Raw genomic sequence first — 19,347 nt, forward strand, 5'->3', positions numbered from 1 at the left:
GAAACACCTGTTTCACATTAATAATTAGCTTTTTTTGTTTTTTTAATTTTACCTGTCCATTTTTTGTAGCCACCTTGTAAATCAAACAAATCATTGTATCCTTTTTTGTTTAATATCATCGCAGCTCGAGCAGATCTTGAGCCACTTTGACAATATAAATAGATGGGTTGATCTTTTCTTAATTCTTTCATGCGTTGTTTTAATTGTGTTAATGGAATATTTCGAGCGCCTAAAATATGACCGCCATCGAACTCTTTAGGTTCACGAACATCAATTAATTGAGCTTTTCGATATCCTTGACGAAATTCTTCTTCTGAAAGTGTTTTTAAGATCCGTCTTTGCTTTAAATACCTGTACACCGTAAACAAGATAAACGCAACTAAGAGACCTATTATTATATACCAATCCTTCATAACTACTTCCCCTTTTTTAATAAAACTATATATATTATATGATGATTATAACATTTTTTAAATGAATTTCACTATATATAACAAAATTATGATTGTATTCTTGTATATTATCGACTCTATCCTTAAATTTATGTCTAATAATATGATTACTTCGAGTAAATGTAAATGATAACACGTAACTAGATGAATGGTATGAACTACATAATAGATAATAAATAGTCATATTCCTTCCATCATACGAAGCGTATTTACCTAGTGTGATCGATGTCATCATTTATGTTAAAAACACGAACTGATTTTAAATCGCTTGTGCCACAAGAGAAACTGTTGTATCCTTTTTATTAGGAGCATTGATGATTAAGAATTGGAGGATTACTATGCCAACACCAAGTATGGAAGATTATATAGAACAAATTTATATGTTAATTGAATCAAAAGGATATGCTAGAGTGTCTGATATTGCAGAAGCACTTGACGTTCATCCATCCTCCGTTACAAAAATGGTTCAAAAGCTTGATAAAGATGAATATTTAAATTATGAGAAATATAGAGGATTGATTTTAACTTCTCAAGGAAAAAAAATTGGTAAACGTTTAGTTTATCGTCATGAATTACTTGAACAATTTTTAGAGTTAATAGGGGTTGAGCAAGAAAATATTTATCAAGATGTTGAGGGGATTGAACATCATTTAAGTTGGAATTCAATTGATCGAATAGGGGATCTTGTTCAATATTTAGATAGTAATCCAAAAGCGATCGAAGCACTTAAACAACTACATAAAGAAGCAGAAGAATCATAGTTTAAAGATGCAAAATGTTTTTCAAAAAAATTACCGAGTAACTACTCGGTAATTTTTGTTTGAAACTTTTTAAAAGCAAAAACGTATAAGTAATATAGAACAAAATAAAGGGGACATGGAAATGATTGGCGCGTTAATAACAACAGGATTATCTTTTATACTGGCATTATGTTTTATTATTATTACTTTTTTGAAACAGAAGCCAAACAAGAAAAAAGTTAAACAAATTTTTATTTCGTTTTTAATTATCTTTATTTTATTTTTGATCGGTATTTATTTCATTATGCCGAGTATTATTGTTCCTAACATGTTGATATTAAATTTATTAGTAGCAATAATAACTGTACCATTAGTTTATCTTTTATTAATGGGTGGAAACATTACGATAAAAAAACGTCATACGAGTGTTTTTATCATTACTGGACTACTCATTCTATCTATTCCTGCAATCTATGTATATGGATTGTTTAGTTTGGATAATGTACATGATTCAATCCAAACGGAAGAGAAAGAACAAGCAAAACCATTAAATAAGGATGATACACCGATAGCTGTTTCTCCAGAATCTGCTCGAAATAAAATGCAAAAATCGATGAGTGTTGTACCAAATCCTCAATTTTACGATTTAGGTAAACTTCAAGTGCAAAAAATGAATGATGATATCGTTTATGTTGCACCATTAGAGTTTACAGGACTTTGGAAATTCATTCGTGGTCAAGAAACAGAAGGCTTTTTTACGATATCAGCTACGAATGTAAATGCACAGCCAGAATTTATTTCTAGTAAAATGCAGTATACTAACTCTAGTTATTTTCATAAAAATGTACAACGAGTCATTTACGATAAGTTTCCACATTATGTACAAAGTGGAGAAGCTCAAATAGAAGTTGATGAAGCGGGAAAGCCATGGTATGTACAAACTTTATACCAAACGATGACAATTACAGATAAGCCGGATTTAAATGATTTAAAAGTAGCTGTGGTAGATCCAACTAGTGGAGAAGTCGCATTGTATGATACAGAAGAAGCACCAGCATTTATTGAAGGTTCAGTTAGCTCAGAAATAGCTTCATTACAAAATGAATACTATGGAAAGTATGTACATGGTTGGTTCAATAGTAAATTTGGTAAAAAAGATGTGCGCATACCGAATGAATCTGGAACAGAAAAAAGTGTAACTCCTGTATTCGATGAAAATGGTGAAATGTACTATTTCACAGATATGACATCTCCTAAAGAAAACATTGACTCAGCGTTAGGCTATACAATGATCCACGCAAGAACTGGTGAACTTACTTATTTTAATGGTGAAATGAATAATGGAATCATGGATAGTGAAGGTGCTAAGCAAATTGTGAACAAAGAATTTCCTGAGAAAAATTGGGAAGGTTCGATGCCGATTCTATATAATATTGACGGGCATGCAACATGGGTAGTTAATGTACTAGACCCAAATGGTTTGTTTAAAAAATATGCCTACATTAATGCAGCTGATTCTGATTTCGTTGTGTTTGGTGAAACAGCCAATCAGGCGTTAGAAAGTTATCGGATTGCCCTTCAACAGAATCCTAGCTTTGTTCAGTCTAGTGATGGTGCAGATATAGAAAATGTTGAAGGAGCAATAACTCGGGTATTAGTTTCGACAAAGGATAATATTCAAATTGTACAATTTTTATTACAAAATGATCCTATTATCTATACAGTGAATACAACGATTGAACCTAAGGCGATCTTCTTAACTGAAGGAGATACAGTCAATATGGAAGTGAAGGTTAGAGATGGAGCCACAGGATCAGTTGAAAGCATTGTAATTAAAGGCTTGACCGATTAAATTAATACAAAGAATAACAGTTATCCGTTGTGGAATCCAAGTCTGGTTCTACAACGGATTGATGTGCATCATAAACTTAGATAATCTAAGAAGTAACATGAATTGAGCACGTTACGTGCCAGATATTTGAATAAGGTCATGGTAAGGAGGGCAATACAATGCTTGGATTACCAAGAGGTGAGGTATTTCTAGTGCCTTGGACTGAAGATTGGTTAAAGGAGTTTTTACTAGAAAAAGAGAGAATTCAACATAAAATAGAAAAATCTGTTGTGAATATTCATCATATCGGTAGCACAGCTGTGAAAGGATTAAGTGCCAAGCCAATTATTGATATTGCTATAGAGATTAAAGCGTTTGATGATGGTGAGTTTTGCGTTAATCCTTTAGAATGTTTAGGCTACGCTTACAAAGGAATTAACATCCTACCAGATAGACATTATTTTATTAAAGGAGAACCCAGGACACATCAAATTCATATGTACCAAGTTGGAAATAAGTACTTATTGGAGCAATTAAATTTTATAGATTATTTACGTAGAAATGATAGTACAAGAAAGGAATATCAAAAACTAAAAATCGAACTGTCAAAAGCAAATAAGCATGATAAATACAGATATGCAGACGCAAAAACAGATTTTGTTCAATCTGTTTTAACAAAAATATATAAATCAAAGACTTAGGATATTCTGCTGTCATTTAAAGAATATATAGGTGAATAGGTTGTTGGAAATGGACTTAATAGCAGCTCTGTATCTAACGAATACTCCGCATTATGAAGAAATTTAATATTGTTTGCCCAATTCACAAGGCGAACCCTTATCGACGTATGGCGAAAGCAACAAAAGAACATCGCGCGTGTTCGAATGAATTACACCGTAACTTTAAGCAAGGTGTGGCAGGGGAAGTACTATTAACCGATATTACGTGTTTAACGTACGGAGGAGGTAAATGTGCTTATTTATCAACAGTCAAGGACGCAGAAACGAATGAGATTTTAGCGTATGAAGTATCCTCTTCATTACATTTAGAGATTGCGCTCAATACGCTACATAAACTGAAGAAACAGCGCCATTTAACAGAAGATGCCTTTATTCATTCGGATCAATGTTTCCATTACACGAGTCCACAATTTCAAAAGCTCGTGAAGAAAATGGGGTTAGGTCAATCGATGTCACGTCGGGAAGTTGTTGGGATAATGCTCCCAAAAAATCATTCTTTAAAGATTTTAGGGATGAAACGAATATAAAAGAATGTGAAACGTTAGAAGAAGTATAACGAGAAGTTAAGAGTTATATGGCGTATTACAATAATTATCGTGACCAGTGGAATTTAAAAAAGCTGCCGCCTGTAAAATACAGACAGCAGATTCAACAAGTTGCCTAGCCTCTTTCAAAATGTCCTTTACAAAGGGTACACTTTAAATAGTATAGTGCTTTTATTATCTACCAAGCCTTATTTTATTATCCTCTATTTTCTTAAAGGTTGAATCAGGTAATCCTTTATTACGGTAATAATCTGATTCCATTGTGTATCTTTCACTGTCCTTATTTTCTTCAAAATAAATTTCAAATAATTCATCAAATGATTTCAACCTTAATGCAACCATAATAGCCAGTATATGTTGCAGATTTAAAGTAACTTTCTTACTGTTTGCCAATTCATTCACTGATGCGTACCTAATACCAGTTAAATTTGATAATTCCATTAAATTAATACCTACTTCTTCACATCTTTCGTTTAGCAAACACCTGAATTGTATAGATGGAAATTGAAAAATTGTTTCATTTACCACTTCGTTTATATTTTTTCTATTTGTGATACGTTCCATAACCATTTTTAAAACCACCTTAATTAATTAATAAGTTCATTGTACATTTAATCGTATAATAAAGCAAGTCAGTTATCTATAAACAACTTGTTTAAGGGTTGTAAGTATTTGTTTCTTAATCAGAAAGGGAGGTTTTATGAGGTGATGAAAGTAGCTATAACTGGGAAATTAAGAAGTGGTAAAGATACTGTGGCTGATTATTTATTAAATAGAATCTCTTTCAGTGAAAAATTATATTTTCCTAAATTGCAATATTAAGTGCAACACTAGTGAAATTTAACAGATAATTTTAAGAGATATAATCGGGGGGATGTACATGAATTATCAGTTTAATAAATTATCACAGGAGCAAGCAGAACATATTGCTTTCAACTGGAAATATGAAAGAGCATACTCCTTTTATAATATGACAGCTGATGAGGAGGATCTGACTGAATTCTTAAATCCTTTACAACGTGGAGATAAATATTTTATAGTCACGAAGGGCAACGAAGAAGTTGGGTTCTTTTGTTTTGAAAATGAAGGCGAGTCCATTGATATTGGATTAGGATTGAAACCTGAATTAACCGGACGTGGAATAGGTCTAGAATTCTTAAAAGTTGGATTAGATTATGCAATGTCCAAATATAATCCGATAGAAATAACTCTTTCGGTTGCCACTTTTAATGAAAGAGCCATTAAGGTATACAAAAAAGCAGGCTTTGAATCTACTGAGAACTTTATGCAAGATACAAATGGTAGTTGTTTTGAATTTTTAAAAATGAAGTATAAATGTGCAAAGTAAACAATTAAAAGTTGTTAATGGGACTAGGATGAATTAATATTTGTTTTGAACGAAAGAATGACAGGGTTACTTTTAGGAGGGGGATTTAGTGTTTTTTGAAAAACCTACATGTATGATTTGTGATAAAGAAATTGAGGAAGATAAAATGGTATTTGTGCAATTGCGTTATCCAAAGAGTAGAGGTTTTACTGAAATCAAAGCATACTTAAAAAGCGAAGGTAAGTTTATTTGTGAAAACTGTTTTAATCAAAAATCCAATTAGAAAATCAAATGGTTATCAAAAGGAAGGCTGTATTTTATAATATATGCAATAGTCTTTATCGAAGATGTGGATGAGATGAAAAAAATGAGGAAGTATTTTAATTGCATTGAATTAATAGCGCTAATAGCCGTTTTATTTGGTAGTTCTGCCGAAAAATAGTAATTTAATGTTAAAGCTATTATTTTCAATGTGATTAATATGGAAACAACGAATGTGATTGATTCTTATACGATAGAAATAATAAATGAGATCTATTTGATTCACTAGAGGTTAGAAAATAATCTTCCTTAATGTCGTCGTACCTTGCTAGCTGATATTTTTGAACGATCTTTTGGAATCATTTATGCAGGAGGAGTTAAAATTGATTTGACTGGAATTGATAAAAAGATAAGGGAGCATGTATATGAATAAGCTATATGTAAAACAGAAAGTGTTTAGCTTGGGTGGGAAGTTTACAGTAAAGGATCAAAGTGACCAGGATAAATATGTGATTGAGGGAAGTTTGTTTTCTGTTCCAAAAACTTTTACGATTAAAGATACCACTGAAAATGTAATTGGAAAAATAACAAAGAAGGCCTTTAGTTTTTTACCGAAATTCTTCGTTGAAGTAGATGGAGAAGAAATGATTACGATTCAAAAAGAGTTTTCTTTCTTTAAATCACGCTACCGAATAGATGCTCGAGAAATTAAAGTACAAGGTGACTGGTGGGACAAAAAATTTGAAGTGATAAGTCGTGGTGAAGTAGTAGCTCAGGTGAATGAAAAGTGGTTTACATGGGGAGATACTTATGAAGTAACTGTGATTGATGAAGCACTTGAGCATATTATTATCTCTTTAGTCATCGCAATTGATTTTGTTAAACAACAAGAAAACACTGCAGCTGCAAATGCTGGGAATTAGGGTGTATTATAAGAGTAGCATTTAATTGAAGTACTAACATATCTATGTTAGAAAAATTCTCAAGGAAATGAGTATGTTGATCGAATAAAATGGCAGTAAAGGGACTTATTATGTAATAAGACTACTCCTTCGTGTGTAATGTTTTCAAACAATCATTTGACGCAATTATTGAGAATTACAGATAGAAAGTGATTAAACTTTCTAAAGCACAACATATCAGTTCTAAATAATCCTATCTCCTTCTATATATAAATAGAGGGGCGATGACATGAAAATTGATGGGGTTTTTTCTGGTGGTGGTGTAAAGGCGTTTGCTTACATCGGTGCGTTGGAAGTATTAGAGGAAAAAAATTTTTCTTTTGTTCGTGTTGCTGGTTCATCAGCAGGTGCTATTGTCTCAGGAATGATTGCAGCTGGTTATACTGTGAAAGAAATGAAGCAACTATTTATCAATCTTGATTTAAATCATTTTATGGATACTTCGATGTTAGAAAAGTATGTACCGTTTTGGAAGTGGTTTTCATTATATTTTTCGATGGGGTTGTATAAAGGTAATCGATTTGAAAACTGGCTCTATCAAGTTTTAGCACGAAAAAATGTTTATACCTTTCATGATTTACCGAAGGATAGCTTGCGCGTAGTTGTTGCCGATTTAACTTTGGGAAAAATAGTAGTCATACCAGACGATTTACAGCGTTTGTATAACCTTAGACCGGAGAGTTTTTTAGTAGCTAAAGCGATTAGAATGAGTGCAAGTTTGCCTTATTTTTTCAGACCGGAGAAAATAATCAATACCAACCGAGAAAAAAGCGTTGTGGTGGATGGTGCTGTATTAAGTACTCTACCTATCTGGATTTTTGATCAAGAAAAAGAAAAGAAGCAAAGACCTGTATTAGGTATGAAACTAACGGCTTCGTATGATCAACTACCTGCAAAGAAAATAACTAATGCTTTAGATTTAACAAAAGATTTAATTGATACGATGCGAATTGCACATGATGCAAGGTATATTTCTAGGAAACACCAAGATAATATTCTGTTTTTGCCAGTTACTGATGTGCCGGTTGCTGAATTGGGTCTTTCAACAGAAGATAAACAGAGACTAATTAAGTTTGGTAAAGTCCGAGCCAGCTCATTCTTAAAACATTGGCCAAATTGAATAGAGAAAATAAAGATCGGCTACTAGAATGTAGCGCGATCTTTTCTTTTGGATTTTTTTCCATCAATCACTCGTAAATGAGGTGCGTGTTTGTGATTACGGGCTTGTTTGGATCGATTAATTTTCTTCCCTTTCACCTGTTTCAGCGCAGTAATTTTCGTTTTGTTTTTTTTCGATTGTTTCACAGCTTTTTTATATTTTTTCAATTCTGATGTATTTCTTTTTCTGAAAAAGAGAAGATAAACTACTCCGTAAATAAGTACCGCTGTTCCAATTATCATTAAAATGGATGAAAAAAAGTTGGCTGTATTAGTTAATAATTGACTTATTAATCCGATTGCGGCTAGGGCAATGAGAAGGTAGAACCAAATCGTTTTTTTATTGTGTCGAAACATATGCTTCACCCTTTCTATTTACTAGCTAGAGTAAAAATCCTTAACTCTAGTAAATTTAACTGAAAATAGTTTAATTTACTCATTAGTATAGCGTACACTATGAATAATATACCAAATAATCTAGTTGCTTTACTGCAACTTTTTATTTCAAGCATATTTTTTTGATTTTTTGTTCATTCTATATGATAGAGGTGATAGACTATGGGAGCAAAAAAACAATTAGAGCAAAACAAACGAGAACAGCCTGTCTCTATTATATCAAGAACATTGACAACGGGTTTTTTTGGTGGGTTATTTTGGAGCTTTATCGCATGGATGGCCAGCTATTTTCATTTCACAACCGTTTCACCTGCTACTTTTGTCATTCGGGCTTGGTTAGATGCGGATTGGACTAATACTTGGCTAGCGGATGTCCTTTCTATACTGACGATCAGTGTAATCTCAATCTTAGTAGCTCTTGTTTATTATATTCTTCTAAGAAAGACAAGAGGATTGTTACCTAGTATTCTGTTTGGTTTACTATTATGGGGTGTTGTTTTTTATGCGCTACTACCTATCTTTCCTAATATCAAGCCTTTATCACAATTAGATAGTGATACGATCGTTACAACAATTTGTTTATTTTTATTATATGGTATATTTATTGGATATTCCATCTCATATGATTATTTAGATACTATTACCAAAAAAAACATTTAGCATAGTTAAGATTAAAAAAAGGTAAAATAAACAAATCTCGTTATTTGTGATAAACTTAAACAAACATATATTGATAGAAGAAATCAACTTAATTATCATGGAGGGGAAAAGAGATGGGTAAAATTGAAAAACTTAGAGTTATGTTAAATGAAAATAATCTGGATGCATTATTGATTACCAATCCATTCAATCGCAAATATATATCAGGTTTTACTGGAACTGCTGGAGTTGTCTTGATTACTGGAGGGAAAGCATTATTAATTACGGACTTTCGTTATACAGAACAAGCCAATGAACAGGCTCAATCATTCGACATTATTGAACATAAGCAGCCTATTGTTAAAGAGGTTGCTAGTCAATTAAAAGCACTAGGAATTAAGCGTATTGGATTTGAAAAAACAGACATTACATATGCGATGTATGAGCAATATGCAAAGAAAGCAGAAGTAGAATGGATTCCAACAGAAGGGTTGGTCGAAAAAATTCGTCTCATTAAGACAGAAGGTGAGATTAGTGTATTAAAAGAAGCTGCTAGAATAGCGGATCATGCATTTGAACATATTCTTACAGTGGTTAAAGCAGGGGTTACTGAAATAGAAATATCTAATGAGTTAGAATTTTTTATGCGTAAGCAAGGGGCAACATCATCAAGTTTTGATATTATTGTTGCATCTGGCTACCGTTCGGCATTACCACATGGTGTTGCATCGGACAAAAAAATTGAAAATGGAGAGCTAGTAACAATGGATTTCGGTGCATTGTATAATGGTTACTGTTCAGATATAACACGCACGGTAGCGGTAGGAGAAATATCAGATCAATTAAAAGAAATCTATGATACGGTACTGCAAGCTCAATTAAAGGGTGTTAATGGGATTAAAGCTGGAATGACTGGTAAAGAAGCTGATGCGCTAACAAGAGACTATATTACAGAAAAGGGATATGGTGCATATTTTGGACATTCAACTGGTCATGGTCTTGGGATGGAAGTGCACGAACAACCTGCACTTTCATTTAAATCAGATCAATCGCTTAAAGAGGGAATGGTTGTCACAGTTGAACCCGGTATATATGTTCCGAATATTGGTGGATGCAGAATAGAAGATGACATTATTGTCAAGAAAGATGGGAATGAGAGGTTGAATGATTCGCCAAAAGAACTTATTATATTATAAGGAATAGGTAATGAATCTTATTAGAAAAAAGAAAAACAGGGAGGAAATAATATGATTTCAGTTAACGATTTTAAAACTGGCCTGACTATAGAATTCGACAATTCCATTTGGCAAGTAATGGAATTCCAACACGTAAAACCAGGAAAAGGTGCTGCTTTTGTTCGGTCTAAATTACGTAATCTTCGTAATGGCAATATTCTAGATAAAACATTCCGTGCAGGAGAAAAAGTAAATAAAGCACATATAGATAATCGCAAAATGGACTATTTATATGCTGCTGGTGATGTACATACATTTATGGACAACGAAACGTATGAGCAATTAGAATTACAAGCAAATCAAATTGAATATGAATTGAAATTTTTAAAAGAAAATATGCAAGTTCATATCATGACTTATCAAGGAGAAACTATTGGTGTAGACTTACCAAATAATGTGGAATTAAAAGTAACAGAAACAGAACCGGGTATTAAAGGAGATACTGCAAGTGGTGGTTCAAAACCAGCTACGTTAGAAACAGGTCTAATTGTGCAAGTTCCTTTCTTCATTAACGAAGGAGATGTATTACAAATCAGTACCAGTGAAGGTAAGTATGTTTCTCGAGCATAAGTAAAATTTAAACGGAAAAACTCAGAGTTATATAACTCTGAGTTTTTAATATATGTTAGAATATCCAGCCATTAAAAACCATTCCTAAATTAATAATAAAATGAAATAATACAGCTGGGTATATGCTATTGGTCTTTAAAACTAAAAATGCGTAGAAGATTCCTCCTAACGAAAAAAGTAAACTCATTATCATAGGAATTCCTATCGATATATGAATAAGGCCAAATCCAATGCTGGTAGTGATGACGGCAAAAGAAGTTGATACATTTATTTTTAAACTAGATAACATGATACCTCTCCAAAGAAATTCTTCCAAAAAAGCGTTTATGATCGAGAAAAATAAACCATACACCACAAAAGATTTTGTATAACTTATATCTTCAAGGAACAACAAAGGTATAAAGATTGTAGTTGATCCAATCAGTCCTAACAGTAAAAAAAAAGGCATCTTAATTGAATGTAATGGAAGTGTTACGCGTTTATGCCAATCTGGTAAGGTGGTAGAAAGAAACACTTTTTGCTTGGATAACAAAATTGAAAGCAATGATCCACATATTATAAGTAGGAGTAAACTTCTGTTTATAATAATCTTCATCTTTTTGGATATATCCCAGTCAGTATAATAATCAGTTGCTATTTGAAACATTAACATTCCTATTAAAAAGAAAATGAACAAAGAAACCGTTGGACGATATTTAGGGATTAAAAACGAGGTTAAAGCAAAGATTACGATTGTTAACATTCCCCAAATAAACAACCTGTACGAAAAAAGAATAATTCCTGAGAAAAATAAACTTGCCAAAAATATAAGTAATCTATCTATTCTAAATCCGTGTATATTGACCCCCTCCAATTATCGACTGTTATCTTTTTTTAGAAATAGTCCTTTGACGGAACATTTACAATTCTTCTGAAATAATTATAACATAAACAATTATTGTCTTAATTTTCCCCATATCAAATAATAGCAACAACAGCTATTGTTATTCTGTTAATTGTAGGGGTGAAAACAGTAATGACTCTTACATATCAATAAAAATCGAGTATAAAACTTTTTGTCATCTCATACTCGATTAATTCTATTGTTTCTCCATGTTATCTGAACCACTTGATATAATAGGAAACTTTTTTCTTTTTCTTCTTTCATTATAGAGCTGCTTTGTTAATTTAAGTCATAATGCATGGAGACAAGCATACAATGAACAATAAAGAACTACTAGAAAAGGAAGCGTTCAAATGATAGAAGAAATCATGTCATTATTTACAGGATCATTAAGAAATGAAATATTTCAAAAAACTGATAACAGATGGAGTATGTTACAAGAAATACGTATTCGTATGAATCAACCAGTTGAAATAATATTTGATAGTCATACGGAACGGCTCACTGATTTATATGCTAACAAACAAGATATCACCTATTTAATAAATCAAATTTCCCAATTTTCTTTATACCGATTGGAAGAAGAATTAAAGAAAGGTTATGTAACGATTCGAGGAGGACATCGAATTGGTTTAGCAGGTAAAGTGAATACAACGAACGGCAATGTAAAAGCAATAAAAGATATCACGTTTTTTAATATACGGATTGCAAAAGAAAAGATAGGAGCAGCTTTACCTTATATGAAAGAGCTATTCGATAAGGATTATTGTAGCACGCTAATCATTGGTCCTCCGCAGACAGGAAAAACGACATTGCTTCGTGATATTTCCAGATTAATTGGTTCTGGGTGGAAACATGCTTCTCCTGTAAAAGTTGGAATTGTAGACGAACGCTCTGAAATTTCGGGTTGTTTAGATGGTGTACCACAACATGATGTTGGAGCTCGTACCGATGTTTTAGATGCTTGTCCAAAAGCTGAAGGAGTAATGATGCTTATTCGTTCCATGTCTCCTGATGTCATTGTTGTTGATGAGATCGGGAGTGAGGAAGATGTTTTTGCTATACAAGAAGCATTGCACGCTGGTGTCAAACTAATGTGTAGTGCACATGGTAGCTCATTAGATGATATAAAGAAAAGAATATCATTTACGCCACTATTTAAGTCAAACATGTTTGATCGTTTCATTATATTACGCAAATCAGATAAGCCGGGAACTGTCTTTCAAATTCTAGATGGCAAAGGAAATAACCTGATGAAAAAAAGGAATGAAAATAATGAAATGGTTAGGAGCTCTTCTATTATTAATAGCAACCACCTGGATAGGGTTTGAAATAGCATCTTATTTAAATAATCGACCAAAACAAATTAGACAGCTAAAAAGTGCACTACAAACAATGGAAGCGGAAATTGTATATAGTCATGCTCCATTAATTGATGCATTTTGGCACGTAGCTAACCAAAGTCCAGAACCAATTGCCGGTTTTTTTCAAATGCTACATCAACAACTAAAGGAAGGAACAAACGAGTTAATTCTCGCATGGTCAAAAGCCGTAGGTAATTTAATGAACAACAGCGCTTTAAGTTTTGACGAGAAGGAAATATTAATTCAATTTGGACAAACGTTAGGTCAGCACGATATTTCACAACAAAAGAAATACATTCAACTAGCATTAACACATCTAGATCGAGTTCTAGAAGATGCTGTAGATGATCAACATCGTTACAGTAAGATGGTAAAAAGTCTAGGCTTTTTAACAGGATTGTTTATTATCTTACTTCTAATTTAGAAGGGGGTATAACGATGTACCAAGATGCTTCTATTTTATTTCAAATTGCAGGAATTGGGATTATTGTTGCAATGATTCACACGATTTTAAAACAAATGGGAAAAGAGGAATATGCACAATTTGCAAGTATTGTAGGTTTTATTATTGTGCTTATTTTTGTTATAAATGGAATTTCTGATTTATTTCAAGAGATCAAGTCCGTATTTTTATATCAAGGATAGTTAAATCATGATGATTATTCAAATCGTATCGATAGGAATTGTAGCTAGTTTATTAGTGCTTTTAATAAAAGAGCAGAAGCCAACATATGCACTATTTATTATAATTTTCACTTCTATTATTATTTTTTTTATTGTTATGGATTACGTTTCTACTGTTTTTGGCCTAATCCAATTGATTAGTAGTCGTGCGAACATAAATGATACGTATCTTCATACAATTTTACAAATTATCGGTATATCTTATATAGCAGAATTCGGAGCACATATTACTAGAGATGCAGGTTTAGAATCAGTCGCTGCAAAAATTGAATTAGCAGGTAAACTATTTATTATTGTACTAGCTGTACCGATCATATCAGCAGTTATTGAAACAATAATAGGATTTTTACCGCAATAAGCAAAAAAAAGCGGGGAAGACGGATGAACAGTTGGTTCAGGAAAATACTACTTCTAATTGTGATATGTGGCATGTATTTTATGACAGATCAACTAGTGTTTGGCGTTTCAGATGATTCGTCTAATGCGAATTCAAGTATATCAAGTGGTCAATTATTAGAAAATGTCTCTTTGCAAGATACAAGTAGTTTTTGGGAAAACATAAAAATGGAATATGGAGCATACTTACCTAATATACAAGATGTTACATTTAGAGAATTTTTACAAAACCAGAACATACTTTCTATAAAGGATTGGTTAAGTGCAGTTTTTACTTATATTGGGTATGAGATAGTAGCCAGTGGTCAATTATTAGGAACCCTCATTGTGCTTTCTCTATGTTCTGTTGTATTACAAATGATAAAAAATTCGTTTGAGTCTAGCACAGTTAGTAAGGTATCGGATTTAGTTGTTATCTTAGTGCTATTTGTACTAGCTATGCAAAGTTTCCAAGTTGCATCTTCTTATGTAACAGAAACAGTCATGCACATGCGAGATTTTATGGTTGCTTTGTTACCGTTGATGTTAGGTTTGATGGCATCATTCGGTAGTCTGACAGCTGTATCGTTTTTTCACCCAATTATTGTTGCTTGTATGCAACTTACTGTTACACTCATCAATTACTTCATTATCCCGCTTTTTTTTATCTCAGCTATATTACAGATGGTAAGTGTACTTAATGAATCATTTCAAGTTACAAAGCTAGCACAGTTATTAAAAAACATAGGGTTAGGTCTGTTAGGAATATTAATGACGGTTTTTTTAAGTGTCGTTTCTGTTCAAGGTGCTACAACTGCGATACAAGATGGTGTTGCGATGAAGACAACCAAATTTGTTACAGGTAATTTTATTCCTGTAGTAGGAAGGTTGTTTACAGATGCTGCGGACACAGTGTTGAGTGCCTCGTTACTATTAAAAAATGCTGTTGGAATCGTTGGTGTCATTATCTTAATTGTTATTGTACTTTTTCCTGCAATAAAAATCTTTGTTATTTCATTTATTTATAAAATTTCAATTGCTATTATACAACCCCTAGGAAATGGACCTGTTATAAAATGTTTAGATATTTTAAGTAAACATATTATATATTTGTTTGCTGCACTATTAACTGTATCACTAATGTTTTTTTTAACCATCGTCATCATCGTAATTGCTAGTAATATAACATTAATGCTTCGTTAATGGAGAGGACAATGACAATGATGGAGTATTTTATCACGTGGATAACAAGACTTGTATTATTTTTATTTTTAGTATTGATTGTTGAAATGTTATTGCCGCAAACAATGATGCGAAAATATGTACATCTTGTTTTGTCATTTTTATTTTTACTCATGTTTTTACATCCGATTTTTCAACTTTTTAACATAGACATTAATCAAGCTATTTCACATTCTATCAATACTTTTGACCAGTCTTTAAACAAAAATCAATTAAAAAATGAGATTGAAAATAAAAAAATAGAAATACAAGCCTCCCAAGCTGCATATGTTGAAGAAGAGCTGATTGTCCAAATGATAAATCAAGTGAAAGAGGGGTTGATAGAAAATTATGATATGGAAATATCGAACGTACAATTTCGTTCCGATGAGAAGATAAGAACAGACACGTTGAAAGAAGCTTCTATATACGTAGAAGTACAAGAAAATACCCAAAAAACTGAAGTGAAAGAAATCGTTATTGGTAACGAACAAGTTCAAAAAAAAGAAACGAAAGAAGCAGCGATGCGTGAAGTAAGTGAGTATTTAGCAGAACAATGGGAAGTGAACTTAGAGCAACTGGATGTTGTTAAGAAGGGAGAAAAAAATGAATAATCCTTTCAAAAAAATATTATCAAATTTAAAGCTAAAAACTGAAGACGGATTTAAACCAACGAAGGCAGGTTATATGTTAATCATTGGATTAATTGGTGTGCTTGTCTTATTAGTAGGAAATATGTTTCAGAATCAAAGTGATACCAAGCAGGATGATTTAAGTCAAAAACAACGGTTAATAGAAAGTTCAAATGAGGAAGAGACTTTTTCTCAAAAAAAATCAAAAACTTCAAATGTAAATGAAATAGAAAAGGAATATGAAACAGAACTCCAAGCATTGCTTGAAAAAATAGATGGCGTTTCAGGTGTAGAAGTAATGGTTACCCTTGAGGCTACGCAAGAACAAGTTTATGAGAAAAATTTAATTGTTGGTACACAAACAACAGAAGAAACAGATCAAAATGGAGGAGAAAGGCATATTGAAGATGCAACAGAAGAACAGCAAATCGTAATTGTCAGGCAAGGTGAACAAGAAGTACCTTTATTAATCCAAACCAAGCGCCCAGAAGTTAGAGGAGTTTTGGTAGTTGCGAAAGGTGTAGAACATATGGAGATTAAACAGTGGGTATCAGAATCTGTATCACGAGTGCTAGGCGTCCCGATTCATCGAATTTCAATTATGCCAAAAAATAATGGGGAGGAATCATAATGTTAAAAAAACAGACAGTATGGTTGTTAACAATGTTAAGTCTAATGATTGTATTAAGTGTGTACTATATGAATTCTAATGCTGATGGAGATTTTGCCTTTATTAATGATGATATAATAAATGAAGAAGAAACAACAACTGGTAATGTTGATGAAGGTAATACAAAAAATGAATCAGAAGAAACGGTCAATGAGAGTACAAATGAATCAAATGAATTGTTTACTATGATTCGTATGGATGTTTCAGAGACGCGAAGTAATCGGATTGAGCAATTAAAAGATATTATTGCTTCTAGTTCTTCTTCAACAGAAGAGAAAAATAAAGCTTATGATGAAATGGAGGAAATAGATCATATTTCCTCAAAAGAATTAATAATAGAAGAAACATTAAAATCTGAAAATGGTTATAGTGATGTGCTCGTAAGAACAAAAGAGAACAGTGTCATCGTAACAGTAAAAGCGGAAGAACTATCGAACGTGGAAGCAAACAAGATTATGCAAATGGTCTATGATGAATTCGGTAGAGTAAATGTAGAGGTAAAGTTTAAACCAAAAGGTTAGTAAAAAATTGGATTGCTTTAAAATAGGCTTTTCGCTAGAGCGATTAGCCTGTTTTTTTTATGTTGATTAGATTTGATATTTTCTTACAATAATCTTTTTGTGGTATGATTGGTATACTTAATATGTAAACTTCTAAAATGAATAGTTGCAGTTTTAAGTTTGATTTCGTAAAATGTTAAGAGGAGTTATTAGTACCTGTTCTTAAATTTATATGGAATGAATGTTATATTTAATAAAAAGAGGTGTATGTTATGTTAAAAATAGAAGAAATTCAATCGTTAATACAAACTATTGATGCATCGTCAATTAATGAATTTACATATGAAACAGATGGTGCAAAGCTAAAATTAAAAAAGCAAGTAGAGCAACAAGTGATTCAATCATCACAGCCAATGCCTATACAGAAACCTGTAGCTACTCAACATCAAGAAATTGCTACGGATACTGCTGAAGTGAAAGAAGAAATGCTGACAGCGCAAGCAACTGCTGGTGACTATGAAATTACATCACCGATGGTAGGTACTTTTTATAGTTCTTCTTCACCTGATCAAGACGCATTTGTTTCTGTGGGGGACAAAATAACCCAAGATACAGTAGTCTGTATTGTAGAGGCGATGAAGCTATTTAATGAGATTGAGGCAGAAGTATCAGGTGAAATTGTTGAAACACTTGTTGATAATGGAGAACTTGTTGAGTACGGTCAACCATTATTCCGAGTGAAGACGAAGTAAGGGGAGAGAGCATGATTAACAAACTTTTAATTGCTAATCGTGGGGAAATTGCTGTTCGGATTATTCGTGCATGCAAAGAGCTAGGGATTGAGACGGTTGCAATTTTCTCTGAAGCAGATCAAGAAGCTTTGCATGTCCAAATGGCAGATGAATCTTATTGTGTTGGTCCGCGCTTTAGTAAAGATAGTTATTTGAACTTTACCAATATTATGAGTGTCGCTACGTTAACTGAGGTAGACGCGATTCATCCGGGCTATGGTTTCTTATCAGAAAATGCCGATTTTGCTGAAATATGTGCGAAGTGTAATATAACCTTTGTCGGTCCTAGTGCATATGCTATTCAGAAAATGGGTACCAAAGATGTTGCAAGAGAAACAATGAGACAGGCTGGTGTGCCAATTGTTCCAGGCTCCGATGGAATAATAGAAAGTGAAGAACAAGCAATTCAAATTGCTCGAAAAATTGGTTATCCGATGATCATTAAAGCGACTGCTGGAGGTGGAGGTAAAGGAATTCGAATTGCACGTAATGAACAAGATTTGATCAAAGGCTTACGTGTTACACAGCAAGAAGCAGAAAAATCTTTTGGTAATCCTGGTGTATATCTTGAAAAATTTATTGAAGATTTTTCACATGTGGAAATCCAAGTGCTAGCAGATAACTATGGAAATGTGATACATTTAGGTGAGAGAGATTGCTCTATTCAAAGACGCTTGCAAAAACTGATCGAAGAAACCCCTTCGCCGGCTATTACTGACTCTGTACGTATTCAAATGGGTGAGGCGGCAGTTAAAGCGGCTAAAGCTGTTAATTATTCAGGAGCAGGAACAGTTGAATTTATTTTTGATAAAGCAGAACAGCGTTTTTATTTCATGGAAATGAACACGCGTATTCAGGTGGAACATCCTATTACTGAAATGGTTACTGGTGTGGATTTGATTAAAGAGCAAATTAATATTGCAAACGATGAACGATTATCTTTATCACAAGAAGATGTGACGTTTCAAGGTTGGGCAATAGAATGCCGTATTAACGCTGAAGATCCTTGGAAGGACTTTATACCATCACCCGGAACAATACAAATGTATTTACCACCAGGTGGCTTAGGTGTACGTGTGGACTCAGCTGCGTATCCAGGCTATACGATTACTCCATACTATGATTCAATGATTGCTAAATTGATTACATATGGAGCGACAAGAGAAGAAGCAATTGACCGCATGAAACGAGCGCTTAGTGAATTTGTAATAGAAGGCATTTCAACGACAATACCCTTTCATTATAAGATGATGCAACATCCAGTGTTTAATCATGGTGAGTTTAATACGAAATTTCTTGAAAAATATACTATAATAGAAGATGAGTAAAATTTATTATTAATTTTATCAATAACTCAAAAGGAGTGTGCCT

The 19,347-nt window shown here is 32.9% G+C and carries 24 protein-coding genes and 1 pseudogene; 21 read left to right on the plus strand and 4 right to left on the minus strand.

Features of this window, described 5'->3' with window-relative positions; all coding sequences use genetic code 11:
- Positions 1–17: 17 nt before the first annotated feature.
- Positions 18–413, minus strand: coding sequence for a rhodanese-like domain-containing protein (locus tag ACH6CY_RS05380; RefSeq protein ID WP_374066250.1), 396 nt, complete (start codon positions 411–413; stop codon positions 18–20).
- A gap of 377 nt (positions 414–790) precedes the next feature.
- On the opposite strand from ACH6CY_RS05380, the gene mntR reads away from it, so the two are divergent.
- From mntR to ACH6CY_RS05400, 4 genes and pseudogenes are all read left to right on the plus strand, one after another.
- Positions 791–1,213: a transcriptional regulator MntR gene (gene mntR, locus ACH6CY_RS05385; RefSeq protein WP_374066251.1), complete on the plus strand. Its 423-nt coding sequence runs from the start codon at positions 791–793 to the stop codon at positions 1,211–1,213.
- A gap of 121 nt (positions 1,214–1,334) precedes the next feature.
- Complete coding sequence (locus tag ACH6CY_RS05390; protein WP_374066252.1) at positions 1,335–3,044, plus strand: DNA-binding protein; 1,710 nt, start codon at positions 1,335–1,337, stop codon at positions 3,042–3,044.
- Positions 3,045–3,202: 158 nt separating this feature from the next.
- Positions 3,203–3,724 (plus strand): GrpB family protein, encoded by a 522-nt coding sequence (locus ACH6CY_RS05395; protein WP_374066253.1) that lies wholly within the window; start codon positions 3,203–3,205, stop codon positions 3,722–3,724.
- 77 nt (positions 3,725–3,801) lie between these two features.
- Positions 3,802–4,427, plus strand: a pseudogene (locus ACH6CY_RS05400) (IS3 family transposase); the annotation flags it as partial.
- A 55-nt stretch (positions 4,428–4,482) separates the two neighbouring features.
- Here the strand turns inward: ACH6CY_RS05400 and ACH6CY_RS05405 are convergent.
- On the minus strand, positions 4,483–4,878 hold the full coding sequence (locus tag ACH6CY_RS05405) for a helix-turn-helix domain-containing protein (RefSeq protein ID WP_374066254.1): 396 nt from the start codon (positions 4,876–4,878) through the stop codon (positions 4,483–4,485).
- A gap of 310 nt (positions 4,879–5,188) precedes the next feature.
- Between ACH6CY_RS05405 and ACH6CY_RS05410 the strand changes: the two genes are divergently transcribed.
- The 4 genes from ACH6CY_RS05410 to ACH6CY_RS05425 all read left to right on the plus strand — a co-directional run bounded on the left by ACH6CY_RS05410 (position 5,189) and on the right by ACH6CY_RS05425 (position 7,978).
- Positions 5,189–5,656 (plus strand): GNAT family N-acetyltransferase, encoded by a 468-nt coding sequence (locus ACH6CY_RS05410; protein ID WP_374066255.1) that lies wholly within the window; start codon positions 5,189–5,191, stop codon positions 5,654–5,656.
- A gap of 88 nt (positions 5,657–5,744) precedes the next feature.
- A complete protein-coding gene (locus ACH6CY_RS05415; protein ID WP_374066256.1) occupies positions 5,745–5,918 on the plus strand; it encodes a Fe3+ hydroxamate ABC transporter substrate-binding protein in 174 nt (57 codons plus the stop codon).
- A gap of 403 nt (positions 5,919–6,321) precedes the next feature.
- A complete protein-coding gene (locus tag ACH6CY_RS05420) occupies positions 6,322–6,819 on the plus strand; it encodes an LURP-one-related/scramblase family protein (RefSeq protein WP_374066257.1) in 498 nt (165 codons plus the stop codon).
- A gap of 268 nt (positions 6,820–7,087) precedes the next feature.
- Entirely contained in the window at positions 7,088–7,978 is an 891-nt protein-coding gene (locus ACH6CY_RS05425; RefSeq protein ID WP_374066258.1) for a patatin-like phospholipase family protein, read from the plus strand.
- A 23-nt stretch (positions 7,979–8,001) separates the two neighbouring features.
- On the opposite strand, the gene ACH6CY_RS05430 is transcribed toward ACH6CY_RS05425, so the two are convergent.
- On the minus strand, positions 8,002–8,373 hold the full coding sequence (locus ACH6CY_RS05430; RefSeq protein ID WP_374066259.1) for an SA1362 family protein: 372 nt from the start codon (positions 8,371–8,373) through the stop codon (positions 8,002–8,004).
- Between the two features lie 201 nt (positions 8,374–8,574).
- Here ACH6CY_RS05430 and ACH6CY_RS05435 point away from each other — a divergent pair, with 201 nt between their 5' ends.
- The 3 genes from ACH6CY_RS05435 to efp all read left to right on the plus strand — a co-directional run bounded on the left by ACH6CY_RS05435 (position 8,575) and on the right by efp (position 10,856).
- Entirely contained in the window at positions 8,575–9,072 is a 498-nt protein-coding gene (locus ACH6CY_RS05435) for a YqhR family membrane protein (protein WP_374066260.1), read from the plus strand.
- A 113-nt stretch (positions 9,073–9,185) separates the two neighbouring features.
- Positions 9,186–10,247 carry a M24 family metallopeptidase gene (locus ACH6CY_RS05440; RefSeq protein WP_374066261.1) on the plus strand — a complete coding sequence of 354 codons (1,062 nt, stop codon included), beginning with the start codon at positions 9,186–9,188 and terminating at the stop codon, positions 10,245–10,247.
- A 51-nt stretch (positions 10,248–10,298) separates the two neighbouring features.
- A complete protein-coding gene (gene efp, locus ACH6CY_RS05445; protein ID WP_374066262.1) occupies positions 10,299–10,856 on the plus strand; it encodes an elongation factor P in 558 nt (185 codons plus the stop codon).
- A gap of 55 nt (positions 10,857–10,911) precedes the next feature.
- Here efp and ACH6CY_RS05450 read toward each other — a convergent pair whose 3' ends face one another.
- Positions 10,912–11,598 carry a CPBP family intramembrane glutamic endopeptidase gene (locus ACH6CY_RS05450; RefSeq protein ID WP_374066263.1) on the minus strand — a complete coding sequence of 229 codons (687 nt, stop codon included), beginning with the start codon at positions 11,596–11,598 and terminating at the stop codon, positions 10,912–10,914.
- 497 nt (positions 11,599–12,095) lie between these two features.
- On the opposite strand from ACH6CY_RS05450, the gene spoIIIAA reads away from it, so the two are divergent.
- The 10 genes from spoIIIAA (at position 12,096) to accC (ending at position 19,304) form a co-directional block, all read left to right on the plus strand.
- A complete protein-coding gene (spoIIIAA, locus tag ACH6CY_RS05455) occupies positions 12,096–13,070 on the plus strand; it encodes a stage III sporulation protein AA (protein ID WP_374066372.1) in 975 nt (324 codons plus the stop codon).
- The gene (spoIIIAB, locus tag ACH6CY_RS05460) at positions 13,015–13,527 is read left to right on the plus strand and encodes a stage III sporulation protein SpoIIIAB (RefSeq protein WP_374066264.1); all 513 of its coding nucleotides are present in this window, start codon (positions 13,015–13,017) and stop codon (positions 13,525–13,527) included. The genes spoIIIAA and spoIIIAB overlap by 56 nt, the downstream gene beginning before the upstream one ends.
- 14 nt (positions 13,528–13,541) lie before the next feature.
- Positions 13,542–13,748 (plus strand): stage III sporulation protein AC, encoded by a 207-nt coding sequence (gene spoIIIAC / locus ACH6CY_RS05465; RefSeq protein ID WP_374066265.1) that lies wholly within the window; start codon positions 13,542–13,544, stop codon positions 13,746–13,748.
- 7 nt (positions 13,749–13,755) lie between these two features.
- Positions 13,756–14,145 (plus strand): stage III sporulation protein AD, encoded by a 390-nt coding sequence (gene spoIIIAD, locus ACH6CY_RS05470; RefSeq protein WP_374066266.1) that lies wholly within the window; start codon positions 13,756–13,758, stop codon positions 14,143–14,145.
- An 80-nt stretch (positions 14,146–14,225) separates the two neighbouring features.
- Complete coding sequence (spoIIIAE, locus tag ACH6CY_RS05475) at positions 14,226–15,365, plus strand: stage III sporulation protein AE (RefSeq protein WP_374066267.1); 1,140 nt, start codon at positions 14,226–14,228, stop codon at positions 15,363–15,365.
- Between the two features lie 17 nt (positions 15,366–15,382).
- Complete coding sequence (spoIIIAF, locus tag ACH6CY_RS05480; protein WP_374066268.1) at positions 15,383–15,997, plus strand: stage III sporulation protein AF; 615 nt, start codon at positions 15,383–15,385, stop codon at positions 15,995–15,997.
- Entirely contained in the window at positions 15,990–16,646 is a 657-nt protein-coding gene (gene spoIIIAG, locus ACH6CY_RS05485) for a stage III sporulation protein AG (protein ID WP_374066269.1), read from the plus strand. The genes spoIIIAF and spoIIIAG overlap by 8 nt, the downstream gene beginning before the upstream one ends.
- Positions 16,646–17,206, plus strand: coding sequence for a SpoIIIAH-like family protein (locus ACH6CY_RS05490; RefSeq protein ID WP_374066270.1), 561 nt, complete (start codon positions 16,646–16,648; stop codon positions 17,204–17,206). Before spoIIIAG ends, ACH6CY_RS05490 begins: the two co-directional genes overlap by 1 nt.
- 251 nt (positions 17,207–17,457) lie before the next feature.
- Complete coding sequence (gene accB, locus ACH6CY_RS05495) at positions 17,458–17,937, plus strand: acetyl-CoA carboxylase biotin carboxyl carrier protein (RefSeq protein WP_374066271.1); 480 nt, start codon at positions 17,458–17,460, stop codon at positions 17,935–17,937.
- 11 nt (positions 17,938–17,948) lie between these two features.
- A complete protein-coding gene (gene accC, locus ACH6CY_RS05500) occupies positions 17,949–19,304 on the plus strand; it encodes an acetyl-CoA carboxylase biotin carboxylase subunit (RefSeq protein WP_374066272.1) in 1,356 nt (451 codons plus the stop codon).
- Positions 19,305–19,347 lie beyond the last annotated feature (43 nt).

Origin of the sequence: Paraliobacillus sp. JSM ZJ581 (assembly GCF_044383835.1) — a bacterium.
GTDB lineage: Bacteria > Bacillota > Bacilli > Bacillales > Amphibacillaceae > Paraliobacillus.

Bases quoted from the DNA above. Each gene is read 5' to 3' on its own strand.
- ACH6CY_RS05380 (WP_374066250.1), bottom strand. From the start codon at position 413: ATGAAGGATTGGTATATAATAATAGGTCTCTTAGTTGCGTTTATCTTG.
- mntR (WP_374066251.1), top strand. From the start codon at position 791: ATGCCAACACCAAGTATGGAAGATTATATAGAACAAATTTATATGTTA.
- ACH6CY_RS05390 (WP_374066252.1), top strand. From the start codon at position 1,335: ATGATTGGCGCGTTAATAACAACAGGATTATCTTTTATACTGGCATTA.
- ACH6CY_RS05395 (WP_374066253.1), top strand. From the start codon at position 3,203: ATGCTTGGATTACCAAGAGGTGAGGTATTTCTAGTGCCTTGGACTGAA.
- ACH6CY_RS05405 (WP_374066254.1), bottom strand. From the start codon at position 4,878: ATGGTTATGGAACGTATCACAAATAGAAAAAATATAAACGAAGTGGTA.
- ACH6CY_RS05410 (WP_374066255.1), top strand. From the start codon at position 5,189: ATGAATTATCAGTTTAATAAATTATCACAGGAGCAAGCAGAACATATT.
- ACH6CY_RS05420 (WP_374066257.1), top strand. From the start codon at position 6,322: ATGAATAAGCTATATGTAAAACAGAAAGTGTTTAGCTTGGGTGGGAAG.
- ACH6CY_RS05425 (WP_374066258.1), top strand. From the start codon at position 7,088: ATGAAAATTGATGGGGTTTTTTCTGGTGGTGGTGTAAAGGCGTTTGCT.
- ACH6CY_RS05430 (WP_374066259.1), bottom strand. From the start codon at position 8,373: ATGTTTCGACACAATAAAAAAACGATTTGGTTCTACCTTCTCATTGCC.
- ACH6CY_RS05435 (WP_374066260.1), top strand. From the start codon at position 8,575: ATGGGAGCAAAAAAACAATTAGAGCAAAACAAACGAGAACAGCCTGTC.
- ACH6CY_RS05440 (WP_374066261.1), top strand. From the start codon at position 9,186: ATGGGTAAAATTGAAAAACTTAGAGTTATGTTAAATGAAAATAATCTG.
- efp (WP_374066262.1), top strand. From the start codon at position 10,299: ATGATTTCAGTTAACGATTTTAAAACTGGCCTGACTATAGAATTCGAC.
- ACH6CY_RS05450 (WP_374066263.1), bottom strand. From the start codon at position 11,598: ATGTTAACAATCGTAATCTTTGCTTTAACCTCGTTTTTAATCCCTAAA.
- spoIIIAB (WP_374066264.1), top strand. From the start codon at position 13,015: ATGAAATGGTTAGGAGCTCTTCTATTATTAATAGCAACCACCTGGATA.
- spoIIIAC (WP_374066265.1), top strand. From the start codon at position 13,542: ATGTACCAAGATGCTTCTATTTTATTTCAAATTGCAGGAATTGGGATT.
- spoIIIAD (WP_374066266.1), top strand. From the start codon at position 13,756: ATGATGATTATTCAAATCGTATCGATAGGAATTGTAGCTAGTTTATTA.
- spoIIIAE (WP_374066267.1), top strand. From the start codon at position 14,226: ATGACAGATCAACTAGTGTTTGGCGTTTCAGATGATTCGTCTAATGCG.
- spoIIIAF (WP_374066268.1), top strand. From the start codon at position 15,383: ATGATGGAGTATTTTATCACGTGGATAACAAGACTTGTATTATTTTTA.
- spoIIIAG (WP_374066269.1), top strand. From the start codon at position 15,990: ATGAATAATCCTTTCAAAAAAATATTATCAAATTTAAAGCTAAAAACT.
- ACH6CY_RS05490 (WP_374066270.1), top strand. From the start codon at position 16,646: ATGTTAAAAAAACAGACAGTATGGTTGTTAACAATGTTAAGTCTAATG.
- accB (WP_374066271.1), top strand. From the start codon at position 17,458: ATGTTAAAAATAGAAGAAATTCAATCGTTAATACAAACTATTGATGCA.
- accC (WP_374066272.1), top strand. From the start codon at position 17,949: ATGATTAACAAACTTTTAATTGCTAATCGTGGGGAAATTGCTGTTCGG.